A 20892-nucleotide genomic window follows, 5' to 3' on the forward strand; every position below is an offset into this window, starting at 1 on the left:
GTAGTAAACAACCTTTCTGACTAGAATGCCCATTTCCCAAGTATCTTACATCCGACTTCTGTTTTGTTTGCCGGCGTTACTGATGACACTGAGTGCCTGCCAAAGTGATGCCCGCAACAACACACGTATCCCACCAATTCCTTCATCCCTGGTGAAAACGAATTGGCAGAAAGATGCTGTTGATGCACTATCCCGATTGATTGCCCGTCGGATCGACTTGGACCAGAGCTACTTCAAACGGGCCAGAATTTACTTTGACCAGGAAAAATACCCCGAGGCTGCTGCCGATGTAAGTCAGGCCATTAGTCTTAAGGAAAATGTCGGGGAATACTATATGTTACGCGGGAAAGTGCACCGTGAAATGGGACAGACCGAAAAAGCCCTGGAAGACGCCCAGCGAGCCGAGGTACTGCAACAGGACCTACCCGAATTGTATGTTTTGCTGGCCGATCTGATGCAGGAGAAAAAACAGTACCGCGATTCGCAACGCTATCTGGCAACCGCCATGCAAATGGCTCCATACCAGGGCAATGCGTATTATGTTAAAGGAATGCTTCAGAGTAAAATGGCCGATACCCTGGCCGCTTTGGCAAGTCTCAAACACGCGTTGGCACTTAATCCCCGGATGCTGAGGACTTACCAACAGATCAGTTTGCTCAATACACGGCTAGGCAATCACGATCTGGCACTCCAATATAATACCCTGGCGCTTAAACGCTTCCCGGGCAATGCCGTCCTTCATCTAGAACGCGGCGAGATATACCAGAATAAATATCAGCTTGACAGCGCCTTATTCAGTTATCAGCAAGCAACCCGGCGTGATTCTTCGCTGGTTCGGGCCCACTTTCTTACTGGAAACATTTGGCTTAAATGGAAGAGTTATCCGGCGGCGATCAGGGCTTACGAAAATGTACTTAAGTACCGGGAGAATTTTCCGGAAGCCAGTTACCTGATGGGGATTTGTTACGAACGGCTGGGCAATGACGATAAAGCAGCTGAATATTACACTTTGGAAATCAGTCGTAACCCTGACGATGCCCTGGCGGCCGCAGGAATCGCCCGCATACAGAACCGGAAAATGAGAAAATACGATCCGGCCGGGCTATTTACCAGCCAGCCTGATTCCAAGGTACCCCGGCTCCCGGTTCCTAGGACGCTTGATTCGTCCCGCATAAAAATCACTACCATCGAGCCACGGCGAACACTCGACCTGGGTCGAGACACGACCTTGAAAATGACCATAAAATAATCTTACAAAACAGGCTATTATCGCTTTCATTGCATGAGTGACCAAGAAATAATAAAAATTACCCTACCCGATGGGTCAGTTCGGGATTATCCCAAAGGAACTTCCGGCTATGGCATTGCATCCAGCATAAGCGAAGGTCTGGCCCGCAACGTTTTGTCGGCCCAAGTGAATGGTGAAGTATGGGATGCCAACCGTCCAATTGAAAGTGACGCCCAAGTCAAACTGTTGACCTGGAATGATGCCGAAGGAAAGGCAACCTTCTGGCATTCCTCAGCCCACTTATTGGCAGAAGCTCTTGAAGCACTCTATCCCGGCGTAAAATTTGGCACGGGGCCAGCTATTGAAAAAGGATTCTACTATGATGTGGATCTGGGCGATAAATCGCTGTCGAATGAAGACTTCGCCGCCATTGAAGCCAAAATGCAGGAACTGGCCCGGCAAAAGAATGAATTCGTCCGCAAACCAATCAGCAAGGCCGAAGCTCACGATTATTTCACTCAGAAGGGCGATGAGTACAAACTTGAACTCATCGATGGCCTGCAGGACGGCCAGATCACTCTGTATACCCAAGGGAATTTTACTGACTTGTGCCGTGGTCCGCACCTACCCAATACTGGTAGCATTAAAGCGGTGAAACTCACCAATATTGCGGGTGCCTATTGGCGTAACAATCAGGATAACAAGCAATTGACTCGAATCTATGGTATTACATTTCCTAAGCAGAAGGAATTGGATGAGTACCTATTCCAGGTTGAAGAAGCCAAAAAGCGTGACCACCGAAAATTAGGCAAAGAGCTCGACCTGTTCACTTTTTCGGAGAAGGTAGGTCAAGGGCTACCTTTGTGGCTACCTAAGGGCGCCATGCTACGCGAGCGTTTGGAGAGTTTCCTACGCAAAGCTCAATTGAGGGCGGGCTACCAGCCGGTGGTTACGCCTCATATTGGAAGCAAAGCCCTCTACGAAACATCGGGACACTGGGAGAAATACGGAAAGGATTCGTTTCAACCGATCCGAACCCCTGATTCCGATGAGGAATTCATGCTCAAACCCATGAATTGCCCTCATCATTGTGAAATTTATAAAGCCCGCCCCCGCTCCTACCGTGACCTTCCCCTACGTTTTGCCGAATTTGGTACCGTGTACCGCTATGAGCAAAGTGGCGAACTTCACGGGTTAACCCGTGTGCGGGGATTTACGCAGGATGATGCTCACATTTTCTGCCGGACCGATCAGGTGAAAGAAGAATTTTTGCGGGTCATCGACCTGGTACTTTACGTTTTCAAAACGTTGGGTTTCGATGAATATAGCGCGCAGATCTCCCTGCGGGACCCAAACAACAAAGCGAAGTACATCGGAAGCGACGAAGACTGGGAAAAAGCCGAGCGGGCGATCATCGAAGCCTCTGCGGAGCGGAATCTGCAAACCGTAACTGAGCTGGGGGAAGCGGCCTTTTATGGTCCCAAACTTGATTTTATGGTTCGCGATGCTCTTGGCCGTAAGTGGCAGTTGGGTACCATTCAGGTAGATTATCAGATGCCTCAGCGGTTTGGCCTGGAATATATTGGTTCAGACAACCAAAGGTACCAGCCTGTGATGATTCACCGCGCGCCTTTCGGTTCCATGGAACGGTTCATTGCCATTCTTATCGAAAATACGGCCGGGCAGTTCCCACTGTGGCTTTCGCCTGAGCAAATTGCGATTTTGCCCATTTCTGAGAAATATTCTGACTATGCGGATGAGGTTTTTCTCACTCTACAGGATGCCGACATCCGGGGTTTTGTGGACCATCGTGATGAAAAAATCGGCCGCAAAATCCGGGATGCCGAAGTTACCAAGGTACCCTTTATGCTGATCGTCGGTGAAAAGGAGCAGAATGATCGGATGGTTTCGGTGCGCCGTAAAGGAGAAGGAGATCTGGGATCGATGAGCTTGGATGAGTTTTCGGATTTTTTCCAGAAAGAAATCCGAAATAATTTGGCGAATTTTTCATAATTCCTTATTATTCCGGCCTGCTGGCACTATTTTTAAACCTGTTATGTTTCAAGTACTAGTTTTTCAGCCTTAAATACATTTTTTTACTCAATAATACCCTATGGCATTAAGACCCCCCGCGCACGCGGCAGATTTAGAGTACCCGAAGAACCTTATAAAATTAATGAGCGCATCACTGCGCGGGAAGTACGCTTGGTAGGTGATAATGTAGAACCCGGCGTATTTGAAATTGGCAAAGCACGGGCCATGGCCGAGGCCCAGAGCCTCGACCTGGTTGAGATCGCCCCTACTGCCACCCCGCCAGTCTGCAAAATAGTGGATTACTCCAAGTTCAAATACGAACAGAAGAAGAAACAAAAGGAGATCAAGGCAAAGGCCCAGAAAGTGGTCATTAAGGAAATTCGATTTGGTCCCAATACTGATGATCACGATTTCGATTTCAAGCTGAAGCACGCCATGAATTTTCTGAAAGAGGGTTCAAAGGTAAAAGCCTACGTGCATTTTGTGGGACGTACGATTGTCTTTAAAGAGAGAGGTGTAGATCTGCTAAACCGATTCTCGGATGCCTTGTCTGAATACGGTAAGGTAGAAATGGAACCCAAGTTGGAAGGTAAGCGCATGACTATTATTCTGGCGCCATTACCTCCTAAAAAATAGATACTGCCGACAAAGGGCGATTGGATGGAAGTCCGAATGGGATGTATGTCCCGTTCGGACTTTTGTTTTAGATAAAATCCTCGTATTTTTGCGGGCTGTTAAAATTTTATCACCCTTACTAATCAATGTATTATGCCTAAAATGAAAACAAATTCTGGCGCCAAGAAGCGGTTCAAGCTGACGGGCACTGGAAAAATCAAGCGGAAACACGCTTTCCACAGCCACATTCTGACCAAGAAGTCGACTAAGCGGAAGCGGAATCTGGTAAAATCGACGCTGGTGGATGAAACCAACCACAAGCGCACGCTCCTGTTACTGGCGCTGAAATAGTTCAGCCCATTTTTTGGTTTTAGTTTCAACCCGATTGCCGGTAACTAAGTCTTAATCAACCAAGCACCGGCCTTCAAAAAACAACACAATTATGCCTCGTTCAGTAAATCACGTCGCGTCGCGTGCAAGACGCAAGAAAGTCTTAAAGATGGCCAAAGGGTACTTTGGACGTCGTAAAAACGTATGGACCGTAGCCAAGAATGCCGTTGAAAAGGCTATGGGCTACGCATACATTGGCCGCAAGCAGAAGAAGCGTAATTTCCGCGCGCTCTGGATTCAGCGGATCAACGCAGGTACCCGGCAGTATGGCATGTCTTACTCCGTCTTCATGGGTAAGCTCCACGCCGGAGGCATTGAGTTGAACCGTAAGGTACTTGCGGACCTGGCAATGAACCATCCGGAAGCCTTCAAGGCTATTGTTGATAAAGTAAAGTGATAACAGCAACCCCCGCCCCAGCGGGGGTTTATTTTTAGTACCCTTCCGAAAAACCGTTACCTATTTCACATAGTGGGGTCGTATAGCTAGGTAAGTACGTATTCATCTCTATTCCCAACTGCTCATGCTCGAACAACTAATGGGTCTCATTCAAGACCACTCCCAGGACGCCATTGTCAACAACCCCGCCATTCCTAATCAGCATAACAGCGATGTTATGCAAACACTCATGGGATCTATCATGGGAGGTATGCAACAGGAAGCTCAGAGTGGCAATATCAGTGGCCTGATGGGGCTATTGTCAGGAAAAGCTGCTCAACCCGGTAGTTCGGGTCTGATGAATAACCCGATAGTGGCGGGCATTGCTAGAAATGCCATTCAAAGCATTATGGAAAAATTTGGCATGTCCAATTCAACTGCCAGTAGCATCGTTGCCAGTGTACTTCCCTCCGTACTCAGTAGTTTCATCAACAAAACCAGTAATCCTACCGATAATAGTCTCGACTTCAATAGCATCCTGGGTAGCCTCCTGGGAGGTACTACTACGGGCAGTCCCCAAAGCAGCGGTTTTGATTTCAATCAGTTAGGGTACGCTTTGGCCGATGGCAAACTGGATATGAGCGATTTAATGCGCATGGGGGTAGTATGATGGGAGGTAGTACACACTCCTCCACTACTCCAAAGCAACAAGAAGGTCTTGATTTGGGAGGTTTGCTGGGAGGTCTGTTTGGCAATAACAAATGATTCTTCTGGTAAATACCTTGTAATTTCAGAACTCCGCTACCCATCGAGTAGCTGGTCAGGGAACCTATCCATCCGATAGGTTCCCTTTTTTTATCGCTCGACTTAACAAGACCGTCAAGCTTAACTTCTCACAATGCCGATACTGTTAAGGAAACCCTTTCTGTCAATTTGTCAGAGTCCTGTCCAATCAAACAGTTTGGTATAAGCTTTTAGGCTTATTGAACAGAATTAAATCGTAACAGTAAACTATAAATAAAAATGGGAAAAATTATTGGCATAGACCTAGGAACAACCAATTCCTGTGTAGCTGTCATGGAGGGCAATGAGCCCGTTGTGATTGCGAACAGCGAGGGCGCGCGTACCACTCCCTCTGTGGTGGCGTTTATGGACAATGGCAACGGCGAACGTAAAGTAGGAGCCCCGGCCAAACGTCAGGCGATTACGAATCCCAAGCACACCATTAGCTCCATCAAGCGTTTCATGGGTAAGCGCTTCGCTGAGGTCTCGAATGAAATGAAAACCGTGGCCTACGATGTAGAGAAGGGCCCTAATAATACGCCTCGGGTGCGGATTGGCGATCGGCAGTATACTCCGCAAGAAATCTCGGCGCTGATTCTGCAAAAGATGAAGCAAACGGCCGAGGATTACCTTGGTCAGGAAGTTAAGGAGGCGGTTATTACGGTACCTGCTTATTTTAACGACGCCGAGCGTCAGGCTACCAAAGAGGCTGGTCAGATTGCGGGACTGGATGTGAAACGCATCATCAATGAGCCTACCGCAGCTGCGCTGGCTTACGGACTCGACAAGCAGGACCACGATATGAAAATCGCTGTATTCGACTTGGGTGGGGGTACCTTTGATATCTCGATCCTGGAACTGGGTGATGGCGTTTTTGAAGTAAAAGCTACCGACGGTGATACTCATCTGGGTGGTGACGACTTCGATCAGGTTATTATCAACTGGTTGGCTGAAGAATTTAAAAAAGATGAAGGTATTGACCTGACGCAGGACCCAATGGCTTTGCAGCGATTGAAAGAAGCCGCCGAAAAAGCCAAAGTTGAACTTTCAAGCTCTACTCAGACTGAAATCAACTTACCCTATATCTTCCCGATCAATGGGATTCCCAAGCACCTTGTGCGGACTTTGACCCGTTCGAAGTTTGAGCAATTGGCCGATTCGCTCTTCCAAAGAATGATGGAGCCCTGCCGCAAAGCCATGAAAAATGCCGGCTTGAGCAATAAAGACATCGACGAAGTGATTCTGGTGGGTGGATCTACCCGGATTCCGAAAGTGCAGGAGGAAGTTGAGAAATTCTTCGGTAAAAAACCTTCCAAAAACGTAAACCCTGATGAAGCCGTTGCCGTAGGCGCTGCTATTCAGGGGGGCGTATTGACGGGTGAAGTAAAAGACGTGCTGCTCCTGGACGTGATTCCCCTTTCGTTGGGTATCGAAACTCTGGGAAGTGTGTTCACTAAACTGATCGAGTCCAATACGACCATTCCGTCAAAGAAAACCGAAACCTTCTCGACCGCTGCTGACAATCAGCCTTCGGTGGAAATTCACGTCTTGCAAGGTGAGCGGCCTTTAGCCAACCAAAACCGAACTCTGGGCCGGTTCCACCTCGACGGCATTCCACCCGCACCACGGGGGGTACCTCAGGTTGAAGTAACGTTCGATGTGGATGCCAATGGTATTCTGAATGTTTCGGCCCGTGACAAAGGTACCGGTAAAGAACAGAAAATACGGATTGAGGCTTCCAGCGGATTGACAGACGCAGAAATTGAAAAAATGCGGCAGGAAGCTAAAGCCAACGAAGAGTCGGACAAAGCTGAGCGTGAGAAAATCGATAAAGTGAACGCCGCTGATACTTTGATCTTCTCCACCGAGAAGCAATTGAAAGAATACGGCGATAAGCTTTCGGCAGACAACAAAGCGGGTATTGAATCCGCGCTGAACGATCTTCGGACGGCTCACCAAAGCAAGGATGTAGCTAGCATTGACGTCGCTATGGAAAAGCTCAATGCCGCCTGGCAGGCCGCCTCTCAGGAAATGTACTCCGCTGGGCCTGATGCTGGCGTTCCACCAACTGATGGTTCACCTTCCAATAACGCCACAAGCGAATCAGGAAGTGAGGACGTAACCGATGTGAATTTTGAAGAGGTGAAATAAATTCCTCGCAGTGAAAAATCCCCACTCCAGGCGGGTGGGGATTTTTTTTACCTGATTGTTCGATCCTACCCTATTTTTCGGTCCTCGCGCCAACCTGTTTCTGAATACAAAGCTGGTACTGTTTTTTAAGAAATTCCCTCAAATCAACAATCGAAAAAGCTATATGAATCAATACCTGAATTCTCCTGAATTAGCCTATCTTTCTCCAACCACGCGGGAGCGGGCAATCATGCTGGCCCAACAGCTAATTACCTCTGATCAGTTGAGCCCAAAAGATGCCATTCGTCTTGCTATTTTACAAGCTAAAGATTGGGCGGTAAAAAGCGTCAACCGAACCGTCTGGAAACGGTTGAAATCAGCCGATAAAGAAAACTTATGAGTAGTTCAGCCCAGGATTTTAAGGGACAGGTAGTTATCGTTACGGGTTCCTCGTCGGGAATTGGGCAAGCTTGTGCGGTACATTTTGGGAGTTTGGGAGCCCATGTGGTGGTTAACTACCATAGCAGCGAAGATGAAGCCAATGAAACGCTGCAGCAGATTATCGCCAAAGGAGGTGACGGAATTGTGGTGCAAGCGGATGTAAGCAAAGAGGAAGACGTCTTATTTCTCTTCGAGCAAACAATTTCCAAGTTTGGCCGGCTCGATGTACTGGTGAGTAATGCCGGTTTACAGGTAGACGCACCTTTTTTGGATATGTCGCTGAAACAATGGCAAAAAGTAATCGATGTGAATCTGACGGGACAGTTTATCTGCACCCGTGAAGCAGCCCGGCAATTTGTCAAACAGGCCCAATCGAATCCCAAAGAAACAGCTACTCAATCAATTGGCAAAATTGTCATGATGAGTTCAGTACATGATATTATTCCCTGGGCAGGACATGTCAACTATGCGTCATCCAAAGGTGGTATCATGATGCTAATGCGTTCGATTTCACAGGAACTGGCTCCCTATAAGATACGTATCAACTCCGTCAGTCCAGGAGCGATCCGCACTACGATCAATAAGGCAGTGTGGTCAGATGAAGCAAAAATGGAGGAACTGATGCATTTAATTCCCTATCGCCGCATAGGTACCCCCGAGGATGTAGCCAAGGCCGTGGCCTGGCTGGCCTCGGACGATTCAGACTATGTCAATGGTGAAACTCTCTATATTGACGGAGGAATGACGCTGTATCCCGAATTCGCAGATAATGGATGAAATTCAGATTTTGCATATACAATCACAAAAGACAAAGGGGCCATTTCTGGCCCCTTTGTCTTTTGTGATTGCTTTGGAAATAATATTCAGGTTTTTTGCTTCTCTACTTCTTTTTGCACATTCTTTTTCAATTTTTCGTTGGCAGTAATTACTACTTCCACCCGTCGATTGAGTTTCTGTCCACTGGCATCCGCATTACTTGCTACGGGTTGGCTCTCTCCATATCCTTTGGTAACTAATCGATTACGTTTGACATTATGCTGATGCAGATAATCTGCTACCGACTCAGCTCGATTGACCGATAGTTTCTGGTTATAGTCAGCTTCGCCTACATTATCGGTATGACCTTCAATCAAGATGTCGGTTTCATCATAATCTTTCATCACCTCAGCCATATTATCCAGATTTTTACGGGTAGCATCGGAAATTTGGTATGAATCGAATCCAAAAAGCAAGCCTGAATCAAAGGTGACTTTGATCCCTTCTCCAATGCGCTCAACTTTGGCATTTTCCACTTTTTGCTCCAACTCCCGGGCTTGTTTATCCATATATATTCCAATGAGCGTGCCTGCGGTACCCCCGACAGCAGCTCCGATGATGGTACCAACGGCCGTATTACCCGATTTCTTGCCAATTACGGCTCCAGCAGCGGCCCCGGTTCCAAACCCAATGATGGCACCCTTCTCCTGATTGGACAGTTTGCTATTCTTACATCCTTCTAATACTGGTGTGCACAACACCAAAGTAGCCAGGATGGCTGTTGATTTTTTCATAATGTTCGGTTTTACGTACAAACTTTTGGAAAACCCTATCAAAATATGGCAAATCCAATGGTGGCCTGGTATAAGCTACCTTTTCTTTTGAGTTGAGAATTGAAGTTGGAGTTGTTGGTATTTACATCAACAATATTAGTCACGTTGCCTTCATAACGGAGATCCAGGCTCAGATTCCCAATATCGAAACCCACGCCGGCCTGATATCCCAAAGCAGCCTGATTGAAATTATCTTTCACACTTGTAGCCCCCACATCGTTCAAAGCATCACGTAATCCTCCGTTTTCGGATAAACGCAACGAAGCAATGGGGCCGGCATTAATACGCAACACATCGCCGATTCGTATACCCAGCATAAACGGCACATCCAGATTGGTAAATCGGACATTGACCGTATTCTGCTCATTTCCTACCCCGCTACGAAAAACATTGAACGCTCCTCCTTTTTGCGATAGGAGAAGTTCAGGTTGAATGAAAATGCTGCTTCCAAACCGGACAAATACCCCACCTACAAAGCCCGTCAGGCGAGCATCGGCATTCCCGATACGAATTGAGGGATCGTTAGTCGCGACCACATCGTCGCCTCGTAAATTTGATAAATTAGCCCCACCTTTTACCCCGAATTTAAAGTTACGACTTTGCCCAAAGGACAAAGAAAACGTCATAAGTACGGCGAACGCAGCCAAAATAATCTTCCTGGTTTTCATAAAATACTGAATTTGATACATAAACGGCACCAAAATTGTCATACCACCCAATAGTACCTTTTACAAAAGGTGCAGTTAAAAGGATTTGATAGGCTAGAGCCATTCAAAATGAACAATTTGGCATTTCAATGAGATGATTTCAGCAATCACCTTAAATCTCTCAACCTCGTAGAAAAATCTCCTCACTAAGCACGGCCCTGAGTTGCTGCACACAAATAAGAGAGGTAAACTGGAAATGGTATACCTTTCTTATTGACCGTTTCAAGTAAATAAAGCTATATCATCATGGACTCAAAACTAATTCCGACCGCCCTTAGCGCTTCTATCAAAACCTGGCAGGTGCTGAATATTATTGGCTTTTTCATTATGCTTACTCTCAATTTCCTCGCCAATTACTTACCGTTAAATGGCAAGACAACGGGTGAATTGTCAGATCAATATCCGAATCTGTTCGTACCCTCTGGTGCTACATTTTCGATATGGGGAGTGATCTATATTCTATTGCTGATTTTTACGATTTATCAGGCTAGCACTTTATTCAGTGCAAAAGCCAGTCGGGTCAATACTATGGTACAAAAGATTGGAGTCTGGTATTTCGCATCCTCATTGCTCAATGCCAGCTGGATCGTGGCCTGGCATTACGAACTGGTACCCGTCTCGGTAGCAATCATGCTTGTACTTCTGTTTTCCCTTTTGGTGGTAAATTTTGGAATTTATAACGGCTCGGATTTCCTAAACCCTGGGGAAAGGTTCGTAACCAAGGCGCCCTTTGGGGTATATTTGGGTTGGATATGCGTAGCGACCATTGCCAATGTGACCACTTGGCTGACAGGAATAGGCTGGAATGGTGGTTTGGAAGATGATACCTGGGCGGTTTTAATGATCGCCATTGGAGGTATAATTGCTTTTATTGCCGCTTCCCGCCTGCACAATGGCTACTTGGCCTTAGCGGTTGTGTGGGCATTTGGGGGAATTATTTCCAAGCGACTTGGCCAGGAGCCGATCTATTATTCTATCGTTTTTGTAGCGGGTGTGGCCGCGCTCCTGCTTTTTGTCTATGGCCTAGTAGCACTGACCAGGGATTTCAAATCTCAGCAAGTGACCTACCCCGAGCCTTCTAACCTTTATCAGTAAACGTTCACCATCTTTTCATCTAAATACAGGGCAGCGGGTACCCGAGCGGCGATTACTTCCTTTAAGTCTGACCTTTTGGGATTTGTAATTAGGGCTTTTCTTTTTTGGCTCCGTCTTCTTTTTATCGGAATAAGGCATCAGTTTAAAGTCATACTCAGGTATGAAAAACTCTTCTTCATATTCCGCGACAGGAAGGGGTAAATAATGTCGGCCAGGGAAATGAAGTGTATCATACTCATAATCATACAAATAGATGGTCACAAATCCGTCGCGGCTGTATTTAATGCCAATATCCGAAAACATCCCTTCAGTACCATCAGCGGAAGCCACCGCTCGTGCCAATGAGCGGGCAAATTCTTTCTGCTTACCTTTCATAAGCAGATTCATGTTAAACTGAAAAACGTGGTGTGACGAATCTATCTGTAGAGCCGTTTCCAGATAATACTTTGCATCCTTAAAATTATCCTGACCTGCATACAGAACCGCCGTATTGTTCAGGGCGCTTTTATCCTGATATGCTTTATAGCTCAACTTAGCTTCATCGTATTGCTCCCAAAACCGGTACACATTTCCCTGATTAACATTATAGAATTTTCGGCTTGGCGCTACGTCCATCGCCATTTTGAAATCATTGTAGGCTAATTGATACTGTGCATTGGCCGCATCGGGATCTCTTTTTTGTTCGTAGCGGTTGCCGTGGTAAGCATTTACAATCCCCCGATTATTAATCAGATACGGAACGTTGGGGTTGGCACGTACCAGGCTGTCAAACAATACCTTGGCCTGGTCGAGTCTATCATTTTCCAGTAATACCACTCCCCAGCCATTCTGAGCTTTGAGGTTGGCGGGATTCAGAGCAATGGCCTTTTTAAATACATCGTACCCCTTGCCGAACATATCGAAGTGCAATAAGAGGTTACCATAATTACTCCACATCTTATCGTAACTTTTTTCTAAATTCAATGCACGACTCAGATAACGCCCTGCCTGGGGAAAATTCTTTTGATCAATCAAAATGCCACTGATTCCCGCCAAAGCTTCATAACGTGCACCATCGAGCCGTACCGCCGTTTCAAAATCGGGCATAGATTTGGTGGCGTTGTGGGTGTAATAGTTGGCATAGGCGCGGCAAACGAAAATATCGGCCAAAGTGCGATCCGTACCATCGAATAAAGAACTTGCCCGGGCAAAATCCTGTAGCGCCAGTTCGTATTTACCTTGTCCATAGTAGGTTATCCCTCTACCCAACCGAGCCGAAAGGTAGGTACTGTCGTTTGTCAGAATGCGGTTGTAGATTGTTTGTGCTCTCTCATATTCGTGCTTGGTGACCAGCACATTAGCCTGTCCACACAGCGCCACGGGATTCTTTTTGTACAAGGGGGCCGCCAATCGGTAATATTTTTGTGCGGTTTCCATTTGGTTCAATCCGTAATAGGTGTGTCCCAATCCCAGGAGGGCATCTTTCCTAAACAAACGGTGGTCGCTTTCCAGATACTGCTCAAAATAGTGTTGTGCTTCGGTATACCGTTTCAAATCGACCAGGGCATTGGCATATCTGATTTGGGCTTTGGGGTGACGCTTGGCTACCTTCTCAAAATCAGCCACGGCACGTTTCGATTGACTCTGTTTCATCAGAACATCTCCGCGAAGCATGCGATAGGCCATCAGGTCATTCTGCCGGATGGCCGATGACAATTCATCCACGGAAGCATCGTCCTGCTGATTCTTTTTATATAATAGTCCTACGTTGTAGTTCCATTTTCCCTGGGTAGCCTTGTGGGATGCATTCTGTCCAAGTTGTATTCCCTCGTTGATTTTACCAGCCTTGCCCAGCGCCACCATTTCATTCAGGCTAGCCCATTTACCTGCTTGGGCTGCTTCAAAAAAGGGTTGAGCTTCTGTGTAGTTTTGATTGAGCAAATGGATCAATCCCAGATAGTAGCCAGTTTGGGTGCTAACCGTGTCGATTGATTGCATCAAATGAAGAGCTTTACCATAGTTTCCCGCCAAGACATTCAGCAAAGCCTCGTTGGTTGCCTTTTGAAGCGAATCATTGGAATTGTAATAGGCTTTGTCGTACGTCTGATAAGCCTTTTGAAGCGCCATTAAATGGGTTCGGTACTCGGCCGAACGAATAAGTTGGGGGTTATTTTCTTCAAAAGACTGGTTAAAAAAACGAAGGAGCGTTTCAAATTGACGCTGACATTCCCTGAAATTCTGCCCTTGAACGGAATTTGACATCATATGGCCAAACAACATAAGCACCACTACCCATCCCCTTTTCATTTCAGTAGTATTTTGCTCATCTTAGTGTATGTTCGTATTCGAATCAGTCCGTTTAGGTAGAAGTTCAAAATCTTACCCTTAGAATTCCGATCTTACTGACATGGTACCCTACAATGTACTGTAATTCAGGAAATTCTCTATCGTACAATTTCCTGATCTATCAGATTTAAGACTTTTTCACCCACAAAATCCTCTTGGGTACCCTTTATCTTCAAGGCGACAGACTGGTCCGACGGATTGACAAGACGTATCGAATCCCTATCTACCGAGATCGTAAGCGTAACTCCTCGAAAACCGATTCGAAACGAATAGGACTCCCAGGAAGCAGGTAGATAAGGATCGAGTACAAGTACCCCATCCTGAACGCGTTGGCCCGCAAAACCTTTCACAACGCTCATCCAGGTACCCGCCATGGACGTGATATGAAGGCCGTCTTCGGTGTCGTTATTATAATCGTCCAGATCGAGACGGGCGGTCCGAAGGTACATCTCATAGGCCTTCGCTTTCATACCCAACCGGGACGCCAAAATGGAATGTACGCAGGGCGACAGAGAAGACTCATGGACGGTCATAGGTTCGTAAAAATCAAAATTCCGTTGCAGGGTACCCAGGTCAAAATCATCCTCGAAAAAATAAAGCCCCTGCAACACATCCGCTTGCTTGATGAAACAAGACCGCAGAATCCGGTCCCAAGACCACTTCTGGTTGATGGGTCGATGCTCCGAGATTTGATCCACGGTGAGGAGCTCCTTATCCAGAAACCCGTCCTGTTGCAGGAACACGTCACGAACCTCATCGTAAGGAAAGTGCAGGCCATCAATTATTTTTTGCCAGGCAGAAGGTTCGGATTCAGAATCGAAGTTGATTTTTGAAAAAATCGAAGTGGCATCTCCATTTTTCTGAACATATTCGATCGCATACAAGGTATACCGGAGTGTCCAGGCGGCAATATAATTGGTATACCAGTTGTTATTGACGTTGTTTTCGTACTCGTTTGGGCCCGTGACCCCCAGCATCACATACTTCTTTTTATGTTCCGACCAGTTGATCCGCTGCCGCCAGAACCGTGAAATGGCGATCAGCACTTCCAGGCCGTACTCACTCAGGTAGGCTTCGTCGCCCGTGTAGCGGATGTAGTCATAGATGGCGTAGGCGATGGCTCCATTCCGGTGTATTTCCTCAAAGGTGATTTCCCATTCGTTATGGCATTCCTCCCCGTTCATGGTTACCATGGGATAAAGGGCCGCGCCACCGCTGAATCCGAGTTTTTCGGCATTTTCAATGGCTTTCCCCAACTGCCGGTACCGATAAATCAACAGGTTACGTGCCACCTGCTGCCCGGAGGCCGACAGGTAAAAGGGGATGCAATAGGCCTCGGTATCCCAATAGGTTACCCCACCGTACTTTTCACCGGTAAAGCCCTTTGGGCCGATATTCAAGGTTTCGTCTTCACCAGTATAGGTTTGTTGCAGGTGAAATATATTGAAACGTATACCCTGTTGAGCTTCCAGATCGCCCTTGATTTCGATATCGTTGCGTTCCCATTTTTCAGCCCAGGCCTGTGTATGTTCATGATACAAGACATCGTAGCCTTTCTTTGTGATTCGCTCAAGGTAGGCCTTAGTCAGGGGGATCAGCTCTCCCGCCGAATGGTTAGAGGACGACAGGTTGGTGGCATACTTGTATACCGTAAGTTCATCCCTCTCATTCAGCTTAAGGGGTACCTTACCCGCCACATATTTCTCATTCCGAATTGGGTGCGAATGGAAATCGAGCCTCTTGCCATTTACCGTTATATCGAAACGCATACCGGTTGCCACCTGAAACTGTTCCACCCCATACGGATTGGGTTTGGTTTCCAGGACCAGGATTCCCTGAGCAAACGAAGTTTCTTTCTGAATTTCATTCCAGAATGTTTCATCGTAGTTAGCATCACGATTCCTGATGTTCCCGTCCAGATACGGTGTAATGGTAATTTGTCCATTAAAATTGAGGGGCTGGATTGTATATCTGATGGCACCCGATTCGTCATCAACCATATTACAAAACCGCTGGCTGCGAATAGTGAGTCGGTTTCCGGTGGGCATTTCCACGGTACATTCCCGTTCCAGTACCCCGCGCTTCATGTCCAGCACCCGCCGAAATGCTTCGATCCGGCAGGTATACAAATCCAGCAATTGGCCTTCGACCTCTACCTGAATCCCAATCCAATTGCAGGCATTGATGACTTTAGCGAAATAAGCAGGGTACCCATTTTTCCACCAGCCCACACGGGTTTTATCGGGGAAATAAACGCCGGCCACATAATTCCCAAGGAGTGATTTTCCGGTGTAAGTTTCTTCAAAATTACCCCGTTGACCCATGCGACCGTTGCCTAGGCTCATCAGGCTTTCCGTAATCTCATTATATTCAGGATGGAAGCTATCTTCAATGATGCTCCATTCGTCAGGAACTATGTATTTTTCATGTGTGTATTTATAATAATAGAGGTAGGGTACCCACCGGGGTGGGGTACTTAATTATTCAAACAGGTACTGAATGGTAGCCAGGGAAAGATCTTCAAAACCGGTAATCACAAGATTGGAGCCCGCCAGGACCGCGGGATCACCTACCCCAACGGCTACCATACCGCCATTTTTGGCCGCTTGGATACCCGCCACGGCGTCTTCAAACACCACACAGTCGGTAGGCTCCACGCCCAAATCCTGCGCGCCCAGCAGAAAAGTTTCGGGATCAGGCTTGCCCTTCGTAATGCGGGTACCATCGACGATGGTTGCAAAGCGATCCAGCATGTTGATGTGGGCTAAAATCAGGCGCGCATTTTTACTGGCCGATCCCAATCCAATTTTTATGGAAGCAGCAACCAACTGATCCATAAAGTCGCGTACTCCGGGCAGGACATCTTCGGGGGTCATCTGCTGGCACAATTCCAGATAATGCTGGTTTTTTTCGGCTGCCATACGTTGTTTGGTACCTTCATCCAGCTTCACATTTCCGATTTCAAGAATGATATCCAGAGACTCCATTCGGCTGACGCCTTTAAGTTGCTCGTTTTGTTCTGGGGTAAGATCGAAGCCCAATTGATTGGCTAACGATTTCCAGGCCGCATAATGAAACTGGGCAGTATCGACTACAACGCCATCCAGATCAAACAGGCAGGCTTTCAGTTGTGACATGCATTCGTGGGATTGATTGATCGTCATTCGTTTGTGTCGATGCGGCCACCCGCATCGACACAAACGAATGACAAGGTCCTTAATTTCTTTGGTTACAGTGCAAAAATCAGGCTAAAAATGCCCGACATTGCCACTTTTTCCATCAAGAGCCTTATTTTTTATTAGAAAAGTTTAATTGTCCGAATTAGGGAAGCAACTCAAAGACATACGCCGTACGGGCGGCCAAAGGTACCTCACGGGTCAGATCCTGCATTTGATCGGTAAGTATATTACGTCCCTGGGTGGCATTGCCGATCCGCTCGGCAAAACGGCCGGTCTTGAGGGAATAATCCTGTTCATTGGCATTCATCACGACCATGATAGTCTTTTGGTCGTTGTAACGAAAATAGACGTACACGCCATCCACTGGCGTATATTGCATGAGCATGCCACTATTCAGGGCGGGGGTACCTTTCCGGTAATTGGCCAGCTTCTTTACAAAATCAAACGCTTCATTTTCGGCTTGATTCCGTCCCGAAGCGATAAATTTATTCTCCCGGTCGCCCGGAAAGCCTCCAGGAAAGTCACGGCGCACTTCCGCGTCGGATGGATTTTTAAAGTTCTTCATCAGAATTTCGGTACCATAGTACATTTGTGGGATACCCCGGGTGGTGAGCAGCCAGATCAGGCCCATCCGGTATTTCTGGAGGTTATCCCCAATGACCGATAAATAGCGGTCCATATCGTGATTATCCAGGAAAACAACATTTCGGCTCGGATCTTCATACAGATAGTCCTGCCCTAGCACCTGGTAAATCCGCTGTACCCCTTCATTCCAACCGGGTTTTTGGTTCAACGCATCATTGATCGCAAACTGAAGCTGAAAGTCGCAGCCACCCGGCAGATTGCTTTTGAAGGGTACATTGATTGTATTGCGCTGAAAATAGGCTTGATTAGGCACACTGTTTACCCAGCTTTCGCCATAAATATGGATTTTGGGGTACTCCTCGAGCAGCGCGGCGTTGAGCCGGTTCATGAATTCCAGATTATTGTAGATATACGTATCCACCCGCCAGGCATCGATACCGAAGTACTCCACCGTCCATAGCGCATGTTGCAGCAAATAATTGGCCACGTAGGGATTATCCTGGTTCAAATCGGGCAAAAAAGGCACAAACCAACCATTGGAGGTCACTTCACGGTCAATCCGGGAAGCGTAAGGATCTACCAGGGGCTGGTCTTTGTATGAAGTATTGGTGTAGGTAGGCCACTGATGCAACCAATCCTTGGCGGGCAGATCCCTGATCAGCCAATGGTTAATTCCTACATGATTATACACTGCATCCTGTATTACTTTCAGGCCATTGGCGTGAGCAGCTTCCACAAACTTTTTGTAAAGGGCGTTTCCTCCAAACCGTTTGTCAACCTGGTAATGGTCAGTAAACCCATATCCGTGGTAGGCCGAGCGCAGGGTACCCCCTTCGTTGGTAAGGGGTTGGTCATTTTCCAAAACTGGGGTAAGCCACAGGGCCGTTACTCCCAACTCCTTGAAATAATCGAGATGATTGATTATCCCTTGCAAATCACCTCCATGCCGCAGAAATGGATTAGCCCGGTCAGCTTGGGTATCGGCCATATCGGCAAACTTGTCGTTGGAAGGGTCGCCATTTGAGAATCGGTCGGGCATCAACAAGTAAATAAAATCAGAGGCATCCACTCCCTGGGCTTTTACAAAATCCGTCCGTGCCTTCAGTTCGTACGTGTAGCTTTTCGCGATGCGTTGCGTCGTGTCCTTACGCCTTCCTTTACGGGTTTCGACATCCTGATAAAGTTGGATGGATAAAGTACCCGCCCGACAATCGGGCGAAAGTGTCAAATCCACAAAAAGATAATTTGGGTTTTCTACTTTGCTCACCCGCTCTATTTTAACCCCGGGATAGGCAATATCCACGCTCGAACCCGAAATATTTTTCCCATGCATTATCAATTGCAAACGTGGATCTTTCATACCTACCCACCAGTTGAGTGGTTCAATCCGGTCCACCGTTACGGATTGTGACCAGGTCGGTGTTCTGGACAAGAAACTAAGGAAAAGAAGGACAAACAAACGGTACGTAGTGCTACGATTCATACAAATTGAGTTGGGAGTTAAAAAGCCAAATTAACGTAATCTGACTATTTTATCGTAAATATATCCTCTTTACATTTGATTAAATTATCCCGGCCCCGATGTCATTTAGTACTCAGATACTGCTTCTTTCATTTTTTATTGCTTTTTTGGCAGCCTGTACTACAATGAGCGAAAAAAGAAATATGGCAGCTTCGGCAGAGAATAAAGACAAACTGGTTATTTACCAGATATTCACCCGACTATTTGGCAATAAAAATACAACCAATACCTTCTACGGTACCCGGGATGAAAACGGGGTTGGCAAGTTTACCGACATCACTCCCACGGCTCTGGCCGCATTGAAGGAATTCGGAGTTTCGCACGTATGGTATACGGGCGTGATCGAACACGCCACCATGACCGACTATTCTGAGTTTGGCATCAAACGCGATAACCCGCAGGTTGTGAAAGGAAGGGCGGGCTCCCCCTACGCGATCAAGGATTATTACGACATTGATCCCGACCTGGCGGTGGACGTGGATAAACGGATGGAGGAGTTCGAAGCCCTGGTACAACGCACCCACGACGCCGACCTGAAGGTAATTATTGATTTCATTCCCAACCACGTAGCGCGGCAATATGCCTCCGACAAGAAGCCCGCCGGAGTGAGGGACTTTGGAGAGGGGGATAAAACGTCCGTAGTTTTTGACCAGCAAAACAATTTCTACTACCTCCCAAATCAGGAATTCCATTCGCCCGAAGGAATACGTTCGCCAGTACCTACCCCCGAGCCCTACCGGGAGTACCCTGCGAAAGTGACCGGAAACGATGTTTTCAACGCCCGGCCTACCATCAATGACTGGTATGAAACCATTAAGCTCAACTATGGGGTCGACTACCTCAACGGCCACGCTAAGCGTTTCGATCCTTTGCCCTCCACCTGGCTCAAGATGCGGGACATTCTGCTTTTCTGGACTCAGAAAGGGGTAGATGGGTTCCGGTGTGACATGGCCGAGATGGTACCGGTGGAATTCTGGGGTTGGGTTATTCCAGAGATTGAGGAAGTAAATCCCGATATTGTTTTCATCGCGGAAATCTATAATCCTGATGAATATCATAATTACATCAAAACGGGAAAATTCACCTACCTCTACGACAAGGTAGGTCTTTATAATACCCTGCGTCCACTGATTGAAGGCCACGGTACGGCCGAGGACATCAGCCGCGTGTGGCAGCGGGAATCGGGTGATATTTCCGAACACATGCTGAGATTCCTGGAAAATCACGATGAGCAACGGATTGCTTCTGCTTTTTTTGCCAAGGATGCCTTCGCGGCGCTACCCGGCATGACACTCAGCGCCACCCTCCACACCGGACCCATTATGATTTATTTTGGACAAGAGGTAGGAGTGAACCCTACAAAACCAGAGGGGTTCCAGGGTGACGACGGCCGAACCACCATTTTTGACTACTGGGGCGTGGAAGAATTTCAAAAATGGATGAATGGAGGGAAATTCGATGGGGAACAACTGGATTCGAGCCAGCGGATGCTGCGCCAGTACTACCAGGATCTCAATCATTTCGTGGTACAGAACGAAGCCATCTATGCCGGACAGTTTTATGATTTACAGTATGCCAATATCGATGGTCAAAGCCCGGATTATGATAAAACCCGAACGTATGCTTACCTACGGTACACTCCTAACCAACGGTTTATCTGCGTGTATAATTTTGACAAAACCCGAACTATCCATACCCGAATCAAAATTCCTTCGCACGCCTTGATTGATTCGATGGGAATTGATAGTCAGAAAGAAATTAATTTTGAAGAGGTTTTTCCTACTACTGAATTCAAAGCAAAACTTTCCGGCCATGACCTCATAAATAAGGGCTTTCCGGTCATTCTGCCCCCAGTATCCCATAAAATTATTCAAATCACTTACCAGCCCTAGA

17 protein-coding genes are annotated in these 20892 nt (G+C 47.0%); 11 read left to right on the forward strand and 6 right to left on the reverse strand.

All coding sequences use genetic code 11. The features are described 5' to 3' along the window. Window positions 1-25: 25 nt before the first annotated feature. From GBK04_RS24885 to GBK04_RS24925, 9 genes are all read left to right on the forward strand, one after another. On the forward strand, window positions 26-1249 hold the full coding sequence (locus GBK04_RS24885; RefSeq protein WP_152764416.1) for a tetratricopeptide repeat protein: 1224 nt from the start codon (window positions 26-28) through the stop codon (window positions 1247-1249). 33 nt (window positions 1250-1282) lie between these two features. Then, window positions 1283-3241, forward strand: coding sequence for a threonine--tRNA ligase (gene thrS, locus GBK04_RS24890; protein ID WP_152764418.1), 1959 nt, complete (start codon window positions 1283-1285; stop codon window positions 3239-3241). 105 nt (window positions 3242-3346) lie between these two features. Then, a complete protein-coding gene (gene infC, locus GBK04_RS24895; protein WP_373331486.1) occupies window positions 3347-3898 on the forward strand; it encodes a translation initiation factor IF-3 in 552 nt (183 codons plus the stop codon). A gap of 132 nt (window positions 3899-4030) precedes the next feature. After that, on the forward strand, window positions 4031-4228 hold the full coding sequence (rpmI, locus tag GBK04_RS24900) for a 50S ribosomal protein L35 (protein ID WP_152764423.1): 198 nt from the start codon (window positions 4031-4033) through the stop codon (window positions 4226-4228). Between the two features lie 91 nt (window positions 4229-4319). After that, window positions 4320-4664 carry a 50S ribosomal protein L20 gene (rplT, locus tag GBK04_RS24905; RefSeq protein ID WP_152764425.1) on the forward strand — a complete coding sequence of 115 codons (345 nt, stop codon included), beginning with the start codon at window positions 4320-4322 and terminating at the stop codon, window positions 4662-4664. Window positions 4665-4788: 124 nt separating this feature from the next. Then, window positions 4789-5313 (forward strand): DUF937 domain-containing protein, encoded by a 525-nt coding sequence (locus GBK04_RS24910; RefSeq protein ID WP_152764427.1) that lies wholly within the window; start codon window positions 4789-4791, stop codon window positions 5311-5313. Window positions 5314-5666: 353 nt separating this feature from the next. Next, window positions 5667-7577, forward strand: a complete 1911-nt coding sequence (gene dnaK, locus GBK04_RS24915; protein ID WP_152764429.1) for a molecular chaperone DnaK — start codon at window positions 5667-5669, stop codon at window positions 7575-7577. A gap of 55 nt (window positions 7578-7632) precedes the next feature. Continuing rightward, entirely contained in the window at window positions 7633-7956 is a 324-nt protein-coding gene (locus tag GBK04_RS24920) for a hypothetical protein (RefSeq protein WP_373331322.1), read from the forward strand. Further along, window positions 7953-8774: an SDR family oxidoreductase gene (locus tag GBK04_RS24925; protein ID WP_152764433.1), complete on the forward strand. Its 822-nt coding sequence runs from the start codon at window positions 7953-7955 to the stop codon at window positions 8772-8774. Before GBK04_RS24920 ends, GBK04_RS24925 begins: the two co-directional genes overlap by 4 nt. A gap of 86 nt (window positions 8775-8860) precedes the next feature. On the opposite strand, the gene GBK04_RS24930 is transcribed toward GBK04_RS24925, so the two are convergent. Next, the gene (locus GBK04_RS24930) at window positions 8861-9547 is read right to left on the reverse strand and encodes a YiaD family glycine zipper/OmpA-like lipoprotein (protein WP_152764435.1); all 687 of its coding nucleotides are present in this window, start codon (window positions 9545-9547) and stop codon (window positions 8861-8863) included. 38 nt (window positions 9548-9585) lie between these two features. Then, on the reverse strand, window positions 9586-10254 hold the full coding sequence (locus tag GBK04_RS24935) for a porin family protein (RefSeq protein WP_373331323.1): 669 nt from the start codon (window positions 10252-10254) through the stop codon (window positions 9586-9588). Between the two features lie 285 nt (window positions 10255-10539). Between GBK04_RS24935 and GBK04_RS24940 the strand changes: the two genes are divergently transcribed. Beyond that, window positions 10540-11388 (forward strand): TspO-related membrane protein, encoded by an 849-nt coding sequence (locus tag GBK04_RS24940; RefSeq protein WP_152764439.1) that lies wholly within the window; start codon window positions 10540-10542, stop codon window positions 11386-11388. A 15-nt stretch (window positions 11389-11403) separates the two neighbouring features. Here GBK04_RS24940 and GBK04_RS24945 read toward each other — a convergent pair whose 3' ends face one another. The 4 genes from GBK04_RS24945 to GBK04_RS24960 form a co-directional block, all read right to left on the reverse strand. After that, a complete protein-coding gene (locus tag GBK04_RS24945; protein ID WP_373331324.1) occupies window positions 11404-13494 on the reverse strand; it encodes a tetratricopeptide repeat protein in 2091 nt (696 codons plus the stop codon). A gap of 317 nt (window positions 13495-13811) precedes the next feature. Further along, window positions 13812-16130, reverse strand: a complete 2319-nt coding sequence (locus tag GBK04_RS24950; protein ID WP_373331487.1) for a family 65 glycosyl hydrolase domain-containing protein — start codon at window positions 16128-16130, stop codon at window positions 13812-13814. A 63-nt stretch (window positions 16131-16193) separates the two neighbouring features. Continuing rightward, window positions 16194-16850 (reverse strand): beta-phosphoglucomutase, encoded by a 657-nt coding sequence (gene pgmB / locus GBK04_RS24955; protein ID WP_152764443.1) that lies wholly within the window; start codon window positions 16848-16850, stop codon window positions 16194-16196. A gap of 184 nt (window positions 16851-17034) precedes the next feature. Continuing rightward, window positions 17035-18960, reverse strand: a complete 1926-nt coding sequence (locus tag GBK04_RS24960; protein ID WP_152764445.1) for a glycoside hydrolase family 13 protein — start codon at window positions 18958-18960, stop codon at window positions 17035-17037. 164 nt (window positions 18961-19124) lie between these two features. Between GBK04_RS24960 and GBK04_RS24965 the strand changes: the two genes are divergently transcribed. Continuing rightward, window positions 19125-20891: an alpha-amylase family protein gene (locus tag GBK04_RS24965; RefSeq protein WP_152764453.1), complete on the forward strand. Its 1767-nt coding sequence runs from the start codon at window positions 19125-19127 to the stop codon at window positions 20889-20891. The last annotated feature ends 1 nt before the right edge of the window (window position 20892 follow it).

The organism is Salmonirosea aquatica (genome assembly GCF_009296315.1).
Classification (GTDB): domain Bacteria; phylum Bacteroidota; class Bacteroidia; order Cytophagales; family Spirosomataceae; genus Salmonirosea; species Salmonirosea aquatica.

What these genes read in the sequence shown, in the direction of transcription:
- GBK04_RS24910 (WP_152764427.1), top strand. Translation starts at nt 4,789, where the DNA reads ATGCTCGAACAACTAATGGGTCTCATTCAAGACCACTCCCAGGACGCC.
- GBK04_RS24930 (WP_152764435.1), bottom strand. Translation starts at nt 9,547, where the DNA reads ATGAAAAAATCAACAGCCATCCTGGCTACTTTGGTGTTGTGCACACCA.
- pgmB (WP_152764443.1), bottom strand. Translation starts at nt 16,850, where the DNA reads ATGTCACAACTGAAAGCCTGCCTGTTTGATCTGGATGGCGTTGTAGTC.
- thrS (WP_152764418.1), top strand. Translation starts at nt 1,283, where the DNA reads ATGAGTGACCAAGAAATAATAAAAATTACCCTACCCGATGGGTCAGTT.
- rplT (WP_152764425.1), top strand. Translation starts at nt 4,320, where the DNA reads ATGCCTCGTTCAGTAAATCACGTCGCGTCGCGTGCAAGACGCAAGAAA.
- dnaK (WP_152764429.1), top strand. Translation starts at nt 5,667, where the DNA reads ATGGGAAAAATTATTGGCATAGACCTAGGAACAACCAATTCCTGTGTA.
- GBK04_RS24940 (WP_152764439.1), top strand. Translation starts at nt 10,540, where the DNA reads ATGGACTCAAAACTAATTCCGACCGCCCTTAGCGCTTCTATCAAAACC.
- rpmI (WP_152764423.1), top strand. Translation starts at nt 4,031, where the DNA reads ATGCCTAAAATGAAAACAAATTCTGGCGCCAAGAAGCGGTTCAAGCTG.
- GBK04_RS24960 (WP_152764445.1), bottom strand. Translation starts at nt 18,960, where the DNA reads ATGAATCGTAGCACTACGTACCGTTTGTTTGTCCTTCTTTTCCTTAGT.
- GBK04_RS24935 (WP_373331323.1), bottom strand. Translation starts at nt 10,254, where the DNA reads ATGAAAACCAGGAAGATTATTTTGGCTGCGTTCGCCGTACTTATGACG.
- GBK04_RS24965 (WP_152764453.1), top strand. Translation starts at nt 19,125, where the DNA reads ATGAGCGAAAAAAGAAATATGGCAGCTTCGGCAGAGAATAAAGACAAA.
- GBK04_RS24885 (WP_152764416.1), top strand. Translation starts at nt 26, where the DNA reads ATGCCCATTTCCCAAGTATCTTACATCCGACTTCTGTTTTGTTTGCCG.
- GBK04_RS24945 (WP_373331324.1), bottom strand. Translation starts at nt 13,494, where the DNA reads ATGGCGCTTCAAAAGGCTTATCAGACGTACGACAAAGCCTATTACAAT.
- GBK04_RS24925 (WP_152764433.1), top strand. Translation starts at nt 7,953, where the DNA reads ATGAGTAGTTCAGCCCAGGATTTTAAGGGACAGGTAGTTATCGTTACG.